The organism is Streptomyces sp. EDA2-14 (assembly GCF_054963755.1).
The window spans coordinates 828,883-845,720 of record NZ_JBUEGE010000001.1 but is presented as its reverse complement, the minus strand read 5'-3'; the positions used below and the strand labels follow the sequence as shown (position 1 = coordinate 845,720).

The following is a 16,838-nucleotide window of genomic DNA, read 5'->3' as shown; positions in this document are numbered from 1 at the left end:
GCCGCGCGTCGCGGGATACCCGGTGGGGGTAAGGTGCGGGGCATGGCGAGGACGCGGGGCGGCACCGGGCGGTGGCAGCGGTTGCTGCTGTTCGCCGCGCTGCTCCTCGGGGTCGTGGGGATGCACACTCTGGGGCATCCGTCGGGGCACGGGCCGGGGCACGACGGGGCGATGCCGATGCCGGGCGCGCACGTCGCGATGGCCGGGCACGGCTCACCGCACAGCACCGCCACCACCGTTCACGAGCGCCCCGGCTCCCCCGGTCACGGCGGCATGGACCCGTTGAACGTGTGCCTCGCGGTGCTGGGCTCGTTCACGCTGCTGTTGCTGACGGTGGCGGTGCTGCGCCCGCTGCTCGTGGCGGCGGCACCGGGACCGCGCGCCCGCGGACTGTCCTTCGCCCAGCACCCCAACCCGCCCCCGCCGCGAAGAGTTCTCTCCCGGCTGTCGGTGTTGCGCATTTAGGCCTGCGCACGAGTTCGCGCGCCTGAATCGCACCGCATCCATCACCACCGACAGTTGAGGTACTCACCCATGCGCAAGCAATCCCTTCCGCATGCCCCGGCCCGGCGGACGCTGCTGAGCGCGGCGATCGCCGTGGCGGGCACAGGCACCCTGGCCGCCTGCTCCTCCGGCTCCTCCGGTTCCTCCGGCTCTTCCGCCCACGGCGGCCACGGCGGTTCCGGCGCCGCACCCGGCGGCTACGTCGACCCGGCGGGCAAGGAGGTCGCCGCCGCCGAGAAGAAGCGCGGCGCCGACGGCCGGGTCCGCGAGGTCCGGCTCACGGCCGCCGCGACCCGGCTCGACCTGGGCGACCGCACCGTCACGTCCTGGTCGTACGGCGGCGAGCTGCCCGGCGAGGAGGTCAGGGTCACTGCGGGCGACACGCTCGACCTCACCCTCGCCAACCACCTCCCCGAGCCCACGTCGATGCACTGGCACGGCATCGCGCTGCGCAACGACATGGACGGCGTACCGGGCCTGACGCAGAGGTCCGTCGCGCCGGGCGCCGACTTCACGTACCGCTTCAAGGTGGCGCACCCCGGCACGTACTGGTTCCACCCGCACTCCGGCACGCAGCAGGACCGCGGTCTGTACGCGCCGCTGATCGTGGAGGACCCGAAGGAGCCGCTCTCCTACGACAAGGAGTGGGTGGTCGTCCTCGACGACTGGGTCGACGGGGTGGCCGGCTCGACGCCGGACGCGGTGCTCGATGAGCTGCGGTCGGGGATGGACCACGGGGACGGTTCCGGCGGTTCGAGCGGCGGTCACTCCGGTCACTCCGGCCATGACATGCCGGGGATGGAAGGCATGTCGATGCGCTCCGAGGAGTCCCCCGCGCCCTCGGCGGACGGCCCGTCCCGCATGATGATGGGCGCGAAGAGCGAGCTGCTGGGCGGTGACGCGGGGGACGTGAAGTACCCGCACTACCTGGTCAACGGCCGTACGGCGACGGCTCCTTCATCCTTCAGGGCCCGCCCCGGTGACCGCATCCGGATCCGGTTCGTCAACGCGGGCGGCGACACGGCGTTCCGCGTCGCGCTCGGCGGCCACGAGATGACGGTGACGCACACGGACGGCTTCCCGGTGCGGCACGCGAAGACGGAGGCGTTGCTGCTCGGGATGGGTGAGCGGTACGACGTGCTGGTCACGGCGGGCGACGGGGTGTTCCCGCTGACGGCGCTGGCGGAGGGCAAGCAGGCGTCGGGGCTCGCGGTGCTGCGGACGGGCTCGGGTGCGACGCCGAAGGCCACGTCCCGCCCCAGGGAGCTGGAGGGCCGCCTCCTCACGGCGGACAAGCTCCGCCCGGACGACTCGGTGGCCCTCTCCTCCCGCAAGCCGGACCGCACGATCAGGCTCCGGCTGACCGGCGGGATGGCCGAGTACGACTGGGCGTTCAACAAGAAGCCGTACGACCCGGGCGAGCGCTACCCGGTGCGCGCGGGCGAGCGGGTCCGCCTGGTCTTCGCCAACTCGACGTCGATGTGGCACCCGGTCCACCTGCACGGCCACACGTTCTCCCTGCCGAACGGCCCCCGCAAGGACACGGCGATCGTCCTGCCGAACCGCACCCTGACGGCCGACTTCGACGCGGACAACCCCGGCCTGTGGATGGTCCACTGCCACAACGTGTACCACTCGGAGGCGGGCATGATGACGGTGCTGGGCTACCGGAGCTGACCCGCACGCACGACGGAGGGCGGGGCACACGCGTGTGCCCCGCCCGTCAGTGCCGCACCGTCTCCTGCTCCACCGGCACGTGCGAGGCCACCAGCCGCCCCGGTGCCACCGAGGCACGCCCGCGGTCCACCGCGTACGCCACCGATGCGACGCCCAGGCCGAGGACCGCCAGGGCCGCGCCGGCCGTCGCCGGGGAGGTGACGCCGAAGCCCGCGGCGAGGGCCAGGCCGCCGATCCAGGCGCCGCCGGCGTTGGCCAGGTTGAAGGCGGCCTGGTTGGCGGAGGAGGCCAGGGAGGGGGCCGCGGAGGCCTTCTCCATCACGATGAGCTGGAGCGGGGAGCCCGTCGTGAACGCCGCCATGCCGAGGAGGAAGACCGCGAGCGCCGCGCTCCACTCCGTACGCATCAGGAGCGGGAACAGGGACAGGACCACGGCCAGTGAGAGCAGGCCGCCGAAGAGGGTGCGGCGCAGGGAGTGGTCCGCGAGGCGGCCGCCCATGAGGTTGCCGATGGTGGCGCCGATGCCGAAGAGCGCGAGGAGCAGGGTCACGGATGCCTCCGCGTAGCCCGCCGCGTCCGTGAGCATCGGCGTGATGTAGCTGTACGCCGCGAAGAGCGCCCCGAATCCGGCGACCGTGGTGCCGAGCGCGAGCCACACCGGCAGCGACTTCAGGGCGCGCAGTTCGCCGCGCAGACCGGCGGCGGCCGTCCCGTGGCCGTGGTCGGCGGGGACCAGCGCCACCAGCGCCGCGATCGCGACGAGCCCGATCGCGCTGACCGCGAGGAACGTGGCGCGCCAGCCCAGCTGCTGCCCCATCGCGGTCGCGGCGGGCACGCCCACGACGTTGGCGATGGTCAGGCCGAGGAACATCAGCGAGACCGAGCGGGCCTTGCGCTCCGGCGCGACGAGGGACGTCGCCACCACCGCGCCGACGCCGAAGAACGCCCCGTGCGGCAGCCCGCTGACGAAGCGGGCGAGCATGAGCGAGTGGTAGTCGGGGGCCGCGGCCGAGACCGCGTTGCCGACGACGAACAGCGCCATCAGACCGATGAGGACGCGGCGGCGCGGCATCCGCGCGGTGACCGCGGCGAGCAGCGGCGCGCCGATGACCACTCCGAGCGCGTACGCGGAGACGAGGTGTCCGGCAGACGGGATCGAGATGTGCAGGTCGTCGGCGACATTGGGCAGCAGGCCCATGATGACGAACTCGGTCGTGCCGATGCCGAAGGCGCCCACGGCGAGCGCGAGCAGGGCGAGGGGCATGAGGGAACTTTCGTGTAGCGAGGGCGTAAGTACGTAAGTTTACGTACGGAACAAAGCCTCGCGCGCCGACTATTCCGTGAGGTTAAAGCCCCGTGACGAGCGGTGAACCGCTGAACGTCACAAGTCGACCCGGGCCGCGATCGGCAGGTGGTCGCTCCCGGTCCGCGGCAGCGTCCACGACGTGACCGGCTCCACACCCTTCACCATGATCTGGTCGATCCGGGCCATCGGGAACGCGGCCGGCCAGCTGAACCCGAAGCCGCTGCCCGCCGCGCCCTGCGTGGAGCGCATCTGGGCGGTGACCCCGTTCAGGGCGCGGTCGTTCATCGTGCCGTTCAGGTCGCCGAGCAGGACCACCTTGTCCAGCGGCTCGTCGGCGATCGCCTCGCCGAGCGCGTCCGCGCTCTCGTCGCGCTGGCTCGCGGTGAACCCGGAGTTGACCTTCACCCGCACCGACGGCAGGTGGGCGACGTACGCCGCGACCTTGCCGTGCGGGGTGGCGACGGTCGTGCGCAGCGCCCGCGTCCAGCCCAGCTTGATGTCGACGGACCGGGTGTCCGAGAGCGGGTACTTGCTCCACAGCCCGACCGTGCCCTTGACCGCGTGGTACGGGTACGTCTTCGCGAGCGTGTCCCGGTACGTCGGCAGCGCCTGCGCCGTCACCTCCTCCAGGGCGACGACCTGCGCGCCGGACGCGGCAACGTCCTTCGCGGTGGCGGCCGGGTCGGAGTTCTCGGCGTTGACGTTGTGGGTGACGACGGTCAGGTCGCCGCCGCTGCCCGTCTTGTCGGTGAGCAGCCCGCCGAACAGGTTGAACCAGACGATCGCCGGGGCCAGCACCGCGATCACCGCGGTCGCCGACCTGCGGACGAGCCCCAGGACGAGCAGCACCGGAATGAAGACGCCCAGCCACGGCAGGAACGTCTCGGTCAGCGAACCGAGGTTGCCGACGGTGTTCGGGATCTGCGCGTGCAGCAGCATGACCAGCGCGAGCAGGATCGCGAGCACCGCGAGGACGATCCCGCGCCGCCAGTAACCGCGGTCCCCGCGCAGCCGGCCGCCCTGACGCCGGAACCGGGCCCCCGGTCCGGTGGTCCCGGATCCGCTGCCGTCGCCACGCTTGTACGTCTGCGCCATGCCGTCGTCGCCTCACTGCCTGCCGTGCCCGCTGCCCCCGCCAAACACTAGGCGATGAGCAGCGGCTTTCCGTTCCTCTACGGTGTGGGGGACGTGTGCGGCGGCGTCCCGAGTTCCGGGTGACGGCGCCGGACCCCGGCTTGTGACGAAACCCGCACACGATCATTCAAGCCCCTGCGGCGATTGAGCAGCGGGGTCCGGGGCGGAGCCCCGCGACCGCAACCCCGCCAGCACCGTATCGACGATCCGCTCGGCCAGGTCGTCCGCCAGCGGCGCGTCGGACCGCATGACGGTGCGCAGCAGCATCGGCCCGGTGAACAGGTCCGCGGCGAACTCGACGTCCGTGCCGGCCGGCAGTTCCCCGTCGGCGACCCCGCGCCGCACCACGTCGTGCGTCGCGCGCCGCCGGGGGGCCACGACGAGTTCCTGGTACGCGTCCCAGAGCCTCGGCAGCGTCTTCATCTGCGCGAGGACGTTGTGCAGCAGGGCGGAGGTGCGCATGCTCAGGCCCCGTCTGCGCATGTGCTCCAGGAGCCGGACGAGGTCGTCGCGCATCGAGGTGCCGGGCAGATCGGCGGGGTCGGGCTCCTCGATGGAGGCGACGACGTCGACGAAGAGCGCTTCCTTGCCGCTCCAGCGCCGGTAGATGGTGGCCTTGCCGACGCCCGCGGTGCGGGCGATCCGCTCGATGGACAGCTCGGTCAGGGGCACGCCCTGTTCGAGGAGCTGGATGACGCCCTCGATGATCGCCTGCTCGACGGCCTCGCTGCGCGGACGCCCCCGCGCGGGGGCGGACGGCTCCGGGGTCCCGGCGGCCCTTCGCTGCCGCACCTGCCGCTCGGCCCGTTCCGTGCCCGCGTCCACCGCACTCCGCCTTTCACCGCGCCCCGGGGGCCGAGCCCTGCGGCCGGCCCCGGCGCATTCTCTCAATCAGCAGGTCAGTGGCGGATCAGTGGCCCGCACCGACCTTCTCAGGCTGCTCGCCGCTGTGCTCGGCGGGCGGGCCCTTGGGCTTGCGCGGCAGGAAGAGGCCGGTGAGGACGGCGCTGAGCACGGCGACGCCCGCACCGCACAGCGCGGTGATGTGCATGGCGTGCACGAAGGAGTCGTTGGCCGCCCCGACCAGCGCCTCGCCGCGCGGCCCCAGCTTCTCGGCGACACCGAGCGTCGCCTCGATGGACGCGCCCGCCGCGTCGCGCAGCCCGGCGGGCAGCGGCAGCAGCTGGTCCTCGATCCCGTTCTTGTACGCGGTGGACAGCACCGAGCCGAGCACGGCAATCCCGAGCGCGCCGCCGACCTGCCGGAACGTATTGCTGAGCGCGGAGGCCGAACCCGCCTTCTCGCGCGGCAGCGCCTGCATGATCACGACGCTGGTCGGCGTCATGACGTGGGCCATGCCCGTACCCATGAAGAAGAAGATGACCTCCATGACCCAGATCGGGGTGTCCTGGTCGAGCAGGGTGAACGCGGCGAGCATGGCCGCGAGCAGCAGCAGTCCCCCGGTCGTCGTGACGCGGACGCCGAGCCGGTCGACGACGAGCCGGGCGCGCGGCGCGAAGATCAGCTGGGCGGCGGCGAGCGGCAGCAGGAACGCGCCGGTCTGCAGCGGCGAGTAGCCGCGCACGCTCTGGATGTAGAAGGACGCGAAGAACGTGACGCCCATCATCGCGAAGAAGACGAGCGCGATACCGGCCATGGCGGCCGAGAACACCTTGTTCTTGAAGTAGTTCATGTCGAACGACGGGTGGTCGCTGCGCTTCTCGTACAGCACGAAGGCGACCAGGACGGCGAGGCCCGCGGCGATGGTGGCGAGCACCCGGGCGCCGGTGAAGTCGCCCTCGTCGCCGCCCTTGATGATGCCGTAGACGAGCAGCACGAGTCCGACGATGGAGAGCACGACGCCGATGAGGTCGATTCGGCCGGGCTTGGGGTCCCTGGAGTCGGGCACGAGCGCGAGCATCAGCAGCACGGCGACGATCACGATCGGTACGTTCACGAGGAAGACCGAACCCCACCAGAAGTGGTCGAGGAGCAGACCGCCGGTGATCGGCCCGATGGCGATGGCGAGGCCGACGCCGCCGGCCCAGATACCGATGGCCTTCGGCTGCTCGTCGCGCTCGAAGACGTTCATCAGGACGGCGAGCGTGGCGGGCATGACGAAGGCGGCACCGAGGCCCATCACCGCGCGGAACGCGACGAGTTGGGCCGGCGTGCCGGACTCGGCGGCGAGCGCGGAGCCGATGCCGAACACGATGAGGCCGCCGATGAGGACCTTCTTGCGGCCGATGCGGTCGCCGAGCAGTCCGGCCGTGAACAGCAGGCCCGCGAAGACGAGCGTGTACGCGTTGATGGCCCACTCGAGTTCGCTCTGCGAGGCGCCGAGGCCGACCGGTTCGGGCGTCGAGATCGTCTTTATGGCGACGTTCAGGATCGAGTTGTCGAGGACGACGATCAGCAGGCTCAGCATGAGCACGCCGAGGATCACCCAGCGGCGGCGGTGCACGGACTCGGCTATCCGGGGAGCCCGGGAGTCCTCGGGGGCGGCAGGAGTGGTCATGGACCCGACCCTAGACCCATTTCGATACGGAACCGTCTCGTATTGAAAGCATCGCGGAAAGCCTTGCCGAGGCTTTACCGGCGGACGGGGGGCCTGGCGCGGGAGCGGCACGCGGTGCCACCATGGAGGTGATCCGGGGACGCCGTGAGGGTGCCTCGAGACGACATGAATGGAGCCGTTGCGATGACGCAACCCACAGAGCTTTCGGCTGCCCAGAACACACAGAGCGCGCAGGCCGCACAGGCTGCCCAGAAGTCCACCGCGTTGTACGGGGGCAAGGGCACGCGGCGGGTCACCACGCGGGACATCGGGCTCGCCAAGGAGCGGGGCGAGAAGTGGCCCATGCTCACCGCCTACGACGCGATGACGGCGTCGGTCTTCGACGAGGCCGGGATTCCCGTGATGCTGGTCGGCGACTCGGCGGGCAACTGCCACCTCGGGTACGACACGACGGTGCCGGTGACCATGGACCAGATGGTGATGCTGTCGGCGGCGGTGGTACGGGGCACGTCCCGCGCCCTGATCGTCGGCGACCTGCCCTTCGGGTCCTACCAGGAAGGGCCCACGCAGGCGCTCCGGTCGGCGATGCGTCTGGTGAAGGAGGCCGGGGTCGGAGCGGTGAAGCTGGAGGGCGGCGAGCGCTCGCACGCCCAGATCAAGCTCCTTGTCGACGCCGGGATCCCGGTCATGGCGCACATCGGCCTGACCCCGCAGTCCGTGAACACGCAGGGCTACCGGGTGCAGGGGCGGGGCGAGGAGTCGGCCCAGCAGTTGCTGCGCGACGCGAAGGCGGTGCAGGACGCGGGTGCGTTCGCGGTCGTCCTCGAGCTGGTTCCGGCGGAGCTGGCGGCCGAGGTCACGCGGGCCCTGCACATCCCGACCGTGGGCATCGGGGCGGGGGCCGGTACGGATGCGCAGGTCCTGGTCTGGACGGATGCGATGGGCCTCACCGGCGGGAAGATGCCGCGGTTCGTGAAGAAGTACGCGGAGCTGCGTGGGGTGATGTCCGACGCGGCGAAGGCGTTTGCGGAGGACGTTGTCGGCGGAACGTTCCCTCAGGAGGAGCACTCCGTGCACTGAGCCGAGCCCGGGCGGGGCGATCCGTCCGCTGAGCCAATCCGGTACGACCGCGGCCCGTCGATCTTCCCCCGTCGACGGGCCGCGCCATGCGCTCCGCGGGTCGACCGGTGGGTGTGTGCCGCGGCGTCGCCCCCACGCCACGGGGCTCCGCCCCGGCCCCCGCGCCTCAATCGCCGGCGGGGCTGGAAAAGATCGGGGCTCCGCCCCGGACCCCGCGCCTCAATCGCCGGCGGGGCTTGATTTACCGGCGCCGGCCGGTGCCGCGCAACCGTGACGGTAGGCGCCATGTCGGGGGGATGTCGGTGGGTTGTCGGTGGGGGGTGGGAGCTTGAGGGCATGACGCGAATCGACAAGAACCCCGTAAGCGACCGGCCGGTCGCCGTATCGGTCCGGGGACTGGTCAAGCACTACGGCGAGACCAAGGCCCTGGACGGCGTGGACCTGGACGTGCACGAGGGCACCGTGATGGGTGTGCTCGGGCCGAACGGCGCCGGCAAGACGACGCTCGTGCGCTGCCTGTCCACCCTCATCACCCCCGACTCCGGCACGGCGATCGTCGCCGGCTACGACGCGGTGCGCCAGCCCCGCCAGCTGCGCCGCGTGATCGGCCTCACCGGCCAGTACGCCTCGGTCGACGAGAAGATCTCCGGTCGGGAGAATCTCTACATGATCGGGCGGCTGCTCGACCTGTCCCGCAAGGACGCCAAGGCCCGGGCCGACGGGCTCCTTGAGCGGTTCTCGCTCACCGAGGCCGCCGGCCGCCCCGCGAAGACGTACTCCGGCGGTATGCGCCGCCGCCTCGACCTCGCGGCGTCGATGATCGGCCGCCCGCACGTCCTCTACCTGGACGAGCCGACGACCGGCCTCGACCCCCGTACCCGTAACGAGGTGTGGGAGGAAGTGCAGAACATGGTGCGCGACGGCGTCACCGTCCTCCTCACCACCCAGTACATGGAGGAGGCCGAGCAGCTGGCCTCCGAGCTGACCGTCATCGACCGCGGCCAGGTCATCGCCGCCGGCGGCATCGAGGACCTCAAGGCGAAGGTCGGCGGCCGCACCCTGCGGATCCGCCCGACCGACCCGCTGGAGCTGCGCCCGCTGGCGCACGCGATAGACGACATGGGGCTCACGGGCCTCGCCACCACCACCGTGGACACCGAGTCCGGGGCCGTCCTGGTCCCCGTGCTCAGCGACGAGCAGCTCACCGCCGTGGTCGGCGCGGTCACCGCGCGCGGCATCACGATCGCCTCGATCGGCTCCGAACTGCCCAGCCTGGACGAGGTGTTCCTGTCCATCACCGGCCAGAAGGCATCCGCTCCGCAGGACGCCAGGCCCGAACTCGAGGAGGCCGCCGTATGAGTGCCACCACCCTCAGCCCCACCGCGGCCCCCACGATCACCGTCGAGGCCGACCCCAAGATCGGCCTGCGCGGCCATCTGCGGCACACGGGCGCCCTGGTCCGCCGCAACCTGCTGTGGATCCGCAACGACCCGGAGTCGATGTTCGACGCGGTCCTCATGCCGATCGTCTTCACCCTGCTGTTCGTGTACGTCTTCGGCGGCTCCATCGGCGCCTCGATGGGCGGCGGCCAGGACGCGTACGTGCAGTACGTGATCCCCGGCATGATCGCGATGATGAGCATGAACATCGCGCAGGGCGTCGGCACCGGCTTCAACGAGGACTTCCACAAGGGCATCATGGACCGCTTCCGTACGCTGCCCATCGGGCGCGGATCGGTCCTCATGGCCAAGGTCTCCGTCGAGCTGCTGAGGCTGCTCGTCGCCACCACGATCCTGCTGATCGTCGCGCTGCTCGTCGGCTTCGACATCACCAACTGGGCGGGCCTGTTCGGCGCGATCGGTCTGACCGCGCTGTTCGGCTCCTCCATCATGTGGATCTTCCTGACGCTCGGCGTCACCATGAAGACCGCGCAGGCCGTGCAGGCCATGGGCTTCCTGGTGATGATGCCGCTGCAGTTCGGTTCGTCGATCTTCGCGCCGACCCAGTCGATGCCGGGCTGGCTGCAGTCCTTCACGGACTACAACCCGATGTCGAACCTCGCGGACGCCTGCCGCGGCCTGATGACCGGCGGCCCCGCCGCCCACGACGTGTGGATGACGCTCGGCTGGTCGGTGCTGCTCACCGCGGTCATGGCGCCGGTCGCGATCCGCAAGTTCACGAAGCAGGCCTGAACCGGTCGGCACAGCGGGGCCGGGCGAGCCTCCCCCGTCGATCCGCGTCAGTCGTCAGTCGTCCAGCAGGGCGGTGGCCTCCTCCACGGAGAGGCCGCCGCCCTCCGCGTGTGCCCGGTCGTACGTCTCCTCGTCGAGCAGCGCGCGGACATCGGTCTCGGTGTCCGCGCGCCATTTTCGTTCCAGGAGGGCCGGCTTGTGGCCCTCGGGCGTCGCCGCGTCGGAGGCACCCATCAGCCGGGCGGCGGTCACCGCGTCGCCGGCCCCGCCGCGCTGGGCGACGGCCCGCGCCGCCGTACACAGGTGCAGCCCCACCAGTTGCGGCATGACGAGCGCGGACAGCGGGTCGCGGGCGATGTCGAGGCAGTCGCGCACATGCGTGACGGCGTCGGCGGCGTGCCCGTCGACGACGTCGATCATCGCCTCCATACCGACCGTCATGCCGTGGAAGAAGCCGATCTGCGCCACCTTGAACTCTGCCCGCAGCAGCGCGAGTTGCTCGCGGGCCTCGGCGGTGCGGCCGAGCAGGGCGAGATGGGAGACGAGGAAGAGGCGGGCGGCGGGCCGGGACTCGTTGGTGTGCCGGTGCCCGTCCGCGAGGGACTCCCACAGCAGCGCCTCGCCCTCCTCGGTCGCCCCCTGCTCGATCCGCGCCTGCCCGAGCCGGACCGTGAGGATCGCCGACTGGGAGTGGGCGCCCATGCTCCGCGCGACCTCGCGGGCGCGCAGATAGTCCTCGGCGGCGTCCTCGTACCGGCCGAGCTTCTCGTACGCCTCGCCGCGCGCGGACAGCGCCTCGGCCGTGCCCCACTCGTCGCCGAGCCGGCGGAACAGGGCCAGCGACTCGTCAGCGTCCGCGAGCCCGGCGTCGGCCCATTCCGTGCGGTTGGCGAAGATGTTGGCCCGCATCTGGAGCATGAGGGCCAGTTCCCAGTCGTAGCCGAGTTCGCGGCAGGTCCGGGTGGACACGTCGGCGAGCCGCTGCAGCCGGTCCATGTCGCCGGTCATCAGGACGGCGAAGTACCAGATGTTGCCGGGCGGGCGGCAGGCCTGCGGGAGGTCGGCGCGGTAGGTCTCGATGACGGACTGGAGCCGGTCCTGCGCGGCCTGCGTCTGCCAGTGGTCCATCTCCATGTCCATGTAGCCGAGCCGGCACAGGTGGACCTGGCGGCGTGCCTCTTCGAAGAGCTCGCCGGTCAGCGGGGGCGGGACGTCGGTGCAGCGCTGGTGGATCGGCGGGGCGGGGTGTCCCGGCCCCGCGAACGGGTCGGGGCCGAGCGCCGCGGCCTCCCCCGTCCACGTACGGGCGTCGGTGCGCAGGTCCCGCATCTGCCAGAACCAGGCCAGGGAGAGCACCAGGCTGAACGCCTCCTGCTCGTCGCGGGCGGCGACCGCGTGCCGCAGCGCCGTGCGCAGGTTCTCGTAGTCCCGCTCGATCGTGGCGACGGCCGCGCGCTGGCCGCGGCCGCGGAGCAACGGGTCGGTGGTGCGGGCGAGTTCGCGGTAGTACGTGAGGTGGGCGCGCTCGGCGCCCGCGCGGTCGCCGGACTCGTCGAGGCGGTCGCCCGCGTACTCGGAGACGGTTTCGAGGAGCCGGTAGCGCATGCCGCCGCCGTCGTCCTCGGGGGCGGCGACCACGAGGGACTTGTCGACGAGGGAGGCGAGCGTGTCGAGGGCGTCCGGGCCGCAGACCGCCTCGGCGGCGGGCAGGTCGCAGCCGCCGCTGAACACGGAGAGCCGGGCGAGGGTGTCGCGCTCGGGCGCGTCGAGCAGGTCCCACGACCAGTCGACGACCGCGCGGAGCGTCTGCTGGCGGGGCAGGGCGGTGCGGGCGCCGGAGGTGAGGAGCCGGAAGCGGTCGTCGAGGCGGTCGGCGATCTGGCGGGGCGTGAGCATCCGGAGCCGGGCCGCGGCGAGTTCGATGGCGAGCGGGAGGCCGTCGAGGCGGCGGCAGATCTCGCCGACGGCCGCCGTGGTCTCCTCGGACTCGTCCACCGTGAAGCCGGGGCGCACGGCGGCGGCGCGCTCGCCGAACAGGCGCAGCGCGTACGGCTCCGGGAGCGGTTCCACCGGATACAGCGATTCGCCCGGTACGCCGAGGGGTTCGCGGCTCGTGGCCAGGATCGTGACGCCGGGGCAGTGGGCGAGGAGGTCCTCGGCGAGTGCGGCGGCCGCGTCGACGACGTGCTCGCAGTTGTCGAGGATCAGGAGCAGGCGGCGGCCCTCGCAGTGCTCCACGAGGCGCGCGAGCGGGGTGTCGCCCTGCCGGTCGCCCGCGACGCGGAGTTCCTCGGCGCCGGCGCCGCGCAGCACGGTTTCCCGGGCACCGAGGGCGCCGACGACCGCCTCCGGCACCGCGGCGGGGTCGCCGACCGGGGCGAGCTCGGCGAGCCACACCCCGTCCGGGGCGGTGGGCAGCCCCTCGGCGGCCTCCTGCGACAGCCGTGTCTTTCCGGCGCCGCCGGGCCCGAGCAGGGTGACAAGCCGTACGCGGGCGAGGTCGGCACGGATGGCGTCGAGGTCGCCGCCCCGCCCGACGAACGAGGTGAGCCGGGCGCGGAGGTTACCGGGGACGGCCGGGGCCCTCACATCAAGCCCCGCCGGCGATTGAGGCGCGGGGTCCGGGGCGGAGCCCCGCGGCGTAGGCGCGGCGGGCGCCAACAACTCCTCGTGCAACGCCCGAAGTTCCGGCCCCGGATCCGTACCGAGGCTCTCGGAAAGCTCCCGCCGCACCCCCTCGTACGCCACCAACGCTTCCGCCGCCCGCCCCGCCGAGCGCAACGCCCGCAACCGCAACACCTGCAACGGCTCGTCCAGCGGATGCGCCTCGCACAGCGCCGTCAGCTCCGGCAGGATCTCGGCCGCGTGCCCGAGCGCCAGGTGCGCGGCGAGGCGGGTGCGGCGGGCGTCGAGGTGGCGGGTGTCCCAGCGGGTGGCCTCGGTCGACCGGTCCGGAAGATCGGCGAGGGCGGGCCCCCGCCACAGCGCGAGCGCGTCGTCGAGCGGGTCGAGCGCCTTGGCCGGGTCCCCGTCCGCGAGGGCCCGCACCCCGTCCCCGGTCAGTCGCTCGAAGCGGAACAGGTCGACGTCGTCCGCGGCGGCGGCGAGCCGGTAGCCGCCATCGGTGGAGGTGATCGCCCCGGCCCCCAGGGCTCTGCGCAGCCGCCCGACCAGCGCTTGTAGCGCGCCCGGCGCGTCCGCGGGCGGTTCGTCGCCCCACACCTCGTCGACGAGGAACGCGGCGGGTACGGCGCGGCCGGGCCGCAGCGCGAGCGCCGTGAGCAGCGCGCGCAGCCGCGCCCCGCCGACGGGGACGGCCGTGCCGTCGTCGCGGAGTGCCCGGGTGGTGCCGAGGATGCGGTAGCGCACGTCCCTATTCTCCCCGCCGCCGCGCGACCGCCGCGCCGGGTACCTGCCTGAACGTCCCCCTGAGCATCCCCATGCCCCCTACCTTGACCGGAACTCCCGCAGGACCGCGACACGTTTCCCGCATACAGCGAGTACGTTCGGTGAGCCAGCCGACCAGTCTGCCTCGGGAGTTCCACCCCATGACCACCGCCACCGCACGTCGCGGCGACAACAGGATCAGCCCCGTATTCCTCGGCATTGCCGCGATCACGGCGGTGGCCGGCTGGGCGGTGTGGACCGATTTCGCGTCCCAGCCGGGCTTCGCCGTGTTCCTGTTCGTGACGGGCGCCTGGGTCGTCTCGCTCTGTCTGCACGAGTACGCGCACGCGCGCACGGCGCTGCACAGCGGCGACATCTCGATCGGCGCGAAGGGCTATCTGACCCTGAACCCGCTGAAGTACACGCACGCCCTGCTCAGCATCGTGCTGCCGGTGATCTTCGTGATCATGGGCGGGATCGGTCTGCCCGGTGGCGCCGTCTTCATCGAGCGGGGCCGCATCCAGGGCCGCTGGAAGCACAGCCTGATCTCGGCGGCGGGCCCGCTGACGAACGTCCTGTTCGCGATCGTGTGCACGGCGCCGTTCTGGCTGGACGCGCTGGACGGAGTGCCGGACACCTTCCGGTACGCGCTCGGGTTCCTCGCCCTGCTCCAGGTGACGGCCGCGATCCTGAACTTCCTGCCGGTGCCGGGCCTGGACGGGTACGGGGTGATCGAGCCCTGGCTGTCGCACAAGATCCGCCGGCAGGTGGAGCCGTTCGCGCCGTTCGGCCTGCTCGCGGTGTTCGCGGTGCTGTGGATCCCGGAGATCAACCAGTGGTTCTTCGACGCGGTCAACTGGGTGCTCGAAGCGCTCGGCGTCCACCGGTGGGACACGTACTTCGGCCAGCAGTTCTACCGGTTCTGGCAGGGAACCCCGGACATCCCGGTCTTCACGCGCTAGGCGCGGCCTCGGCCCTCGACGCCTGCTTGTCGGCCTTCGCCTTGCGCAGGTAGAACCACGACATGTTGGACGTGACGCCCGCGATCAGCACCCAGACGATCCCGAGGAAGCTGCCCTCGGCGAAGGAGATCACGGCCGCGACGACCGCGAGGGCGCAGGCGACGAGGGCGAACAGTGCGATGCGGGGCATGGGGTTCGGCTCCAGAGGGCGGCGCGACGGGCAGTACGCCGACCAGTGTCCCCCATGCCCCGCGAGCGCCGGAAGGCACCCCGTACGTGGCTATACGTCTGTTACGCGCAGACCCGCGTGCGCCTTGTAGCGGCGGTTCACCGAGATGAGGTTCGCGACCAGGGACTCGACCTGGTGGGCGTTGCGCAGCCGGCCCGAGAAGATGCCGCGCATGCCCGCGATGCGCCCGGCGAGCGCCTGCACCATCTCCACGTCGGCGCGCTCCTCGCCGAGCACCATGACGTCGGTGTCGATCTCGTCGACCTCCGGGTCGGAGAGCAGCACGGCCGACAGGTGGTGGAAGGCGGCCGTGACCCGCGAGTCCGGGAGCAGCGCCGCGGCCTGTTCCGCCGCGCTCCCCTCCTCCGGCTTCAGGGCGTACGCGCCCTTCTTGTCGAAGCCGAGCGGGTTGACGCAGTCGACGACGAGCTTGCCCGCGAGGTCCTCGCGCAGGGCTTCGAGGGTGGCGCCGTGGCCGTCCCAGGGCACGGCGACGATCACGATGTCGCTGCGGCGGGCGCACTCGGCGTTGTCGGCGCCCTCGACGCCGAGGCCGAGTTCATCGGCGGCGGACTGCGCGCGCTCGGCGGCGCGGGAGCCGAGGATCACCTTCTGGCCGGCGCGGGCGAGTCGGTAGGCGAGGCCCTTGCCCTGCGGGCCCGTCCCGCCGAGCACGCCGACGACGAGTCCGGAGACGTCGGGCAGGTCCCAGGGGTCCTTGGCCGGGGCCTTCTGGCCGCTCTGGCTGCTATCGGTAGAGGTCATACAGCGACCCTACTCAAGCGTATGAGCCTCGTACGGGGCTCATCCCGGTCCCGCACAGGTCTCGTACGGGCGGACTTCCCGCGAACGGGACGAAACGGCACGCCACTTGAGGCACCATGCGACCCCATGGACGCCGTACGAGTAGCACTGCTGCGCGAGGTACTCGCCGGAACCGAGTGGCCCGCCGCGACCCGCCGCTTCGCCGGGGCGCTGCGTTCCTCGGTCGCCGCGCACGGCGGCGGACTCCTCCTCGTGGGCACCCCGACGTACGAGCCCTGGCACCTGGCGGCCCATCTGGTCGACGAGGCGGCCTGGTCCGGCATGCCGGAGCTCGCCCCCACCCTCGTCCGGCACGCGGCGCGCCCCGACGATCCCGCGCATCTGGCCGTCGGGCTCGGGCGCCTGGAGGCGGCGCGGCGCGGCGAGACGCTGCTCGTGGTGACGCCGACCGATCCGGGCGCTCCGCTCCTTGAGCGGGTGCACGATGCGCGGCGGGCGGGGGCGACGGTCCTCGCGCTCGACGCGGAGGCATCCGGCGGGGGTGACCTGCACGCCATGGCGCACGACGGGCTGAGCGTCCCCGGCGACACCGACCTCGATCTGGACACGGTGCAGCATCTGGTCAGTGCGGCGGCCGGGGAGAACGCGACGTCCGCTCCGCGGGGGCGGCGGGGGTTCCGGGACCGGTTGTCCCGGCTCGCGGATCATTTGACCGCGCCGCCGCCCGCGCGGTGGTGAGCCTGCGGTCACCCGCACGGGGCTCCGCCCCGGACCCCGCGCCTCAATCGCCTGCGGGGCTTGAACAACTCAACCTCCGCAGGGGCTGGAGACACTCACTGGTCCGGCTCCTGCGGCTTGTCGTGCCAGCGGGGGTCGGACTCCCACTCCAGGTTGCGTTCCTTCGCGGTGTCCATCGCGTGCTGGGCCTCCTCGCGGGAGGCGTAGGGACCGAAACGGTCCTTGTTCGGGCACTCCGGCCCCTCTTCGACCTTCTTGTGCTCCAGGCAGTAGTACCACTCGCCCGGCTTTCCGACGGTTCGCTTCTTGAACAGCGCCACGGCGGCTCCTCTCGTCTCCGCCATGC

At 72.1% G+C, this 16,838-nt stretch carries 15 protein-coding genes; 7 read left to right on the top strand and 8 right to left on the bottom strand.

Annotated features, from left to right (window positions below; genetic code table 11):
- The first annotated feature begins 42 nt into the window (after positions 1-42).
- Both ACY34M_RS03750 and ACY34M_RS03745 read left to right on the top strand, forming a co-directional pair.
- A complete protein-coding gene (locus ACY34M_RS03750) occupies positions 43-465 on the top strand; it encodes a DUF6153 family protein (protein ID WP_462717586.1) in 423 nt (140 codons plus the stop codon).
- Positions 466-534: 69 nt separating this feature from the next.
- On the top strand, positions 535-2,181 hold the full coding sequence (locus tag ACY34M_RS03745) for a multicopper oxidase family protein (RefSeq protein WP_462717585.1): 1,647 nt from the start codon (positions 535-537) through the stop codon (positions 2,179-2,181).
- A 46-nt stretch (positions 2,182-2,227) separates the two neighbouring features.
- Here ACY34M_RS03745 and ACY34M_RS03740 read toward each other — a convergent pair whose 3' ends face one another.
- The 4 genes from ACY34M_RS03740 to ACY34M_RS03725 all read right to left on the bottom strand — a co-directional run bounded on the left by ACY34M_RS03740 (position 2,228) and on the right by ACY34M_RS03725 (position 7,139).
- Positions 2,228-3,445, bottom strand: a complete 1,218-nt coding sequence (locus tag ACY34M_RS03740; RefSeq protein ID WP_462717584.1) for an MFS transporter — start codon at positions 3,443-3,445, stop codon at positions 2,228-2,230.
- A gap of 117 nt (positions 3,446-3,562) precedes the next feature.
- The gene (locus ACY34M_RS03735) at positions 3,563-4,582 is read right to left on the bottom strand and encodes an endonuclease/exonuclease/phosphatase family protein (protein WP_462717583.1); all 1,020 of its coding nucleotides are present in this window, start codon (positions 4,580-4,582) and stop codon (positions 3,563-3,565) included.
- Between the two features lie 162 nt (positions 4,583-4,744).
- Positions 4,745-5,413, bottom strand: coding sequence for a TetR/AcrR family transcriptional regulator (locus ACY34M_RS03730; protein WP_462717726.1), 669 nt, complete (start codon positions 5,411-5,413; stop codon positions 4,745-4,747).
- 118 nt (positions 5,414-5,531) lie between these two features.
- On the bottom strand, positions 5,532-7,139 hold the full coding sequence (locus tag ACY34M_RS03725) for a DHA2 family efflux MFS transporter permease subunit (protein ID WP_462717582.1): 1,608 nt from the start codon (positions 7,137-7,139) through the stop codon (positions 5,532-5,534).
- A 183-nt stretch (positions 7,140-7,322) separates the two neighbouring features.
- Between ACY34M_RS03725 and panB the strand changes: the two genes are divergently transcribed.
- The 3 genes from panB to ACY34M_RS03710 all read left to right on the top strand — a co-directional run bounded on the left by panB (position 7,323) and on the right by ACY34M_RS03710 (position 10,411).
- Complete coding sequence (gene panB, locus ACY34M_RS03720) at positions 7,323-8,219, top strand: 3-methyl-2-oxobutanoate hydroxymethyltransferase (protein WP_462717581.1); 897 nt, start codon at positions 7,323-7,325, stop codon at positions 8,217-8,219.
- A gap of 336 nt (positions 8,220-8,555) precedes the next feature.
- Positions 8,556-9,578: an ATP-binding cassette domain-containing protein gene (locus ACY34M_RS03715; RefSeq protein ID WP_462717580.1), complete on the top strand. Its 1,023-nt coding sequence runs from the start codon at positions 8,556-8,558 to the stop codon at positions 9,576-9,578.
- Entirely contained in the window at positions 9,575-10,411 is an 837-nt protein-coding gene (locus tag ACY34M_RS03710) for an ABC transporter permease (RefSeq protein ID WP_462717579.1), read from the top strand. The genes ACY34M_RS03715 and ACY34M_RS03710 overlap by 4 nt, the downstream gene beginning before the upstream one ends.
- A 54-nt stretch (positions 10,412-10,465) precedes the next feature.
- Here ACY34M_RS03710 and ACY34M_RS03705 read toward each other — a convergent pair whose 3' ends face one another.
- Entirely contained in the window at positions 10,466-13,780 is a 3,315-nt protein-coding gene (locus ACY34M_RS03705) for a BTAD domain-containing putative transcriptional regulator (protein ID WP_462717578.1), read from the bottom strand.
- 179 nt (positions 13,781-13,959) lie between these two features.
- On the opposite strand from ACY34M_RS03705, the gene ACY34M_RS03700 reads away from it, so the two are divergent.
- Positions 13,960-14,760, top strand: a complete 801-nt coding sequence (locus tag ACY34M_RS03700) for a site-2 protease family protein (RefSeq protein WP_462717577.1) — start codon at positions 13,960-13,962, stop codon at positions 14,758-14,760.
- Here ACY34M_RS03700 and ACY34M_RS03695 read toward each other — a convergent pair.
- Both ACY34M_RS03695 and npdG read right to left on the bottom strand, forming a co-directional pair.
- Positions 14,750-14,950, bottom strand: coding sequence for a hypothetical protein (locus ACY34M_RS03695; RefSeq protein ID WP_462717576.1), 201 nt, complete (start codon positions 14,948-14,950; stop codon positions 14,750-14,752). The two genes, ACY34M_RS03700 and ACY34M_RS03695, sit on opposite strands and share 11 nt — an antisense overlap.
- 90 nt (positions 14,951-15,040) lie before the next feature.
- Positions 15,041-15,754 (bottom strand): NADPH-dependent F420 reductase, encoded by a 714-nt coding sequence (npdG, locus tag ACY34M_RS03690; RefSeq protein ID WP_462717575.1) that lies wholly within the window; start codon positions 15,752-15,754, stop codon positions 15,041-15,043.
- Positions 15,755-15,880: 126 nt separating this feature from the next.
- Between npdG and ACY34M_RS03685 the strand changes: the two genes are divergently transcribed.
- Positions 15,881-16,492 (top strand): hypothetical protein, encoded by a 612-nt coding sequence (locus tag ACY34M_RS03685; protein WP_462717574.1) that lies wholly within the window; start codon positions 15,881-15,883, stop codon positions 16,490-16,492.
- Positions 16,493-16,587: 95 nt separating this feature from the next.
- Here the strand turns inward: ACY34M_RS03685 and ACY34M_RS03680 are convergent, their stop codons facing one another.
- Positions 16,588-16,812 (bottom strand): hypothetical protein, encoded by a 225-nt coding sequence (locus tag ACY34M_RS03680; protein WP_462717725.1) that lies wholly within the window; start codon positions 16,810-16,812, stop codon positions 16,588-16,590.
- Between the last annotated feature and the right edge of the window lie 26 nt (positions 16,813-16,838).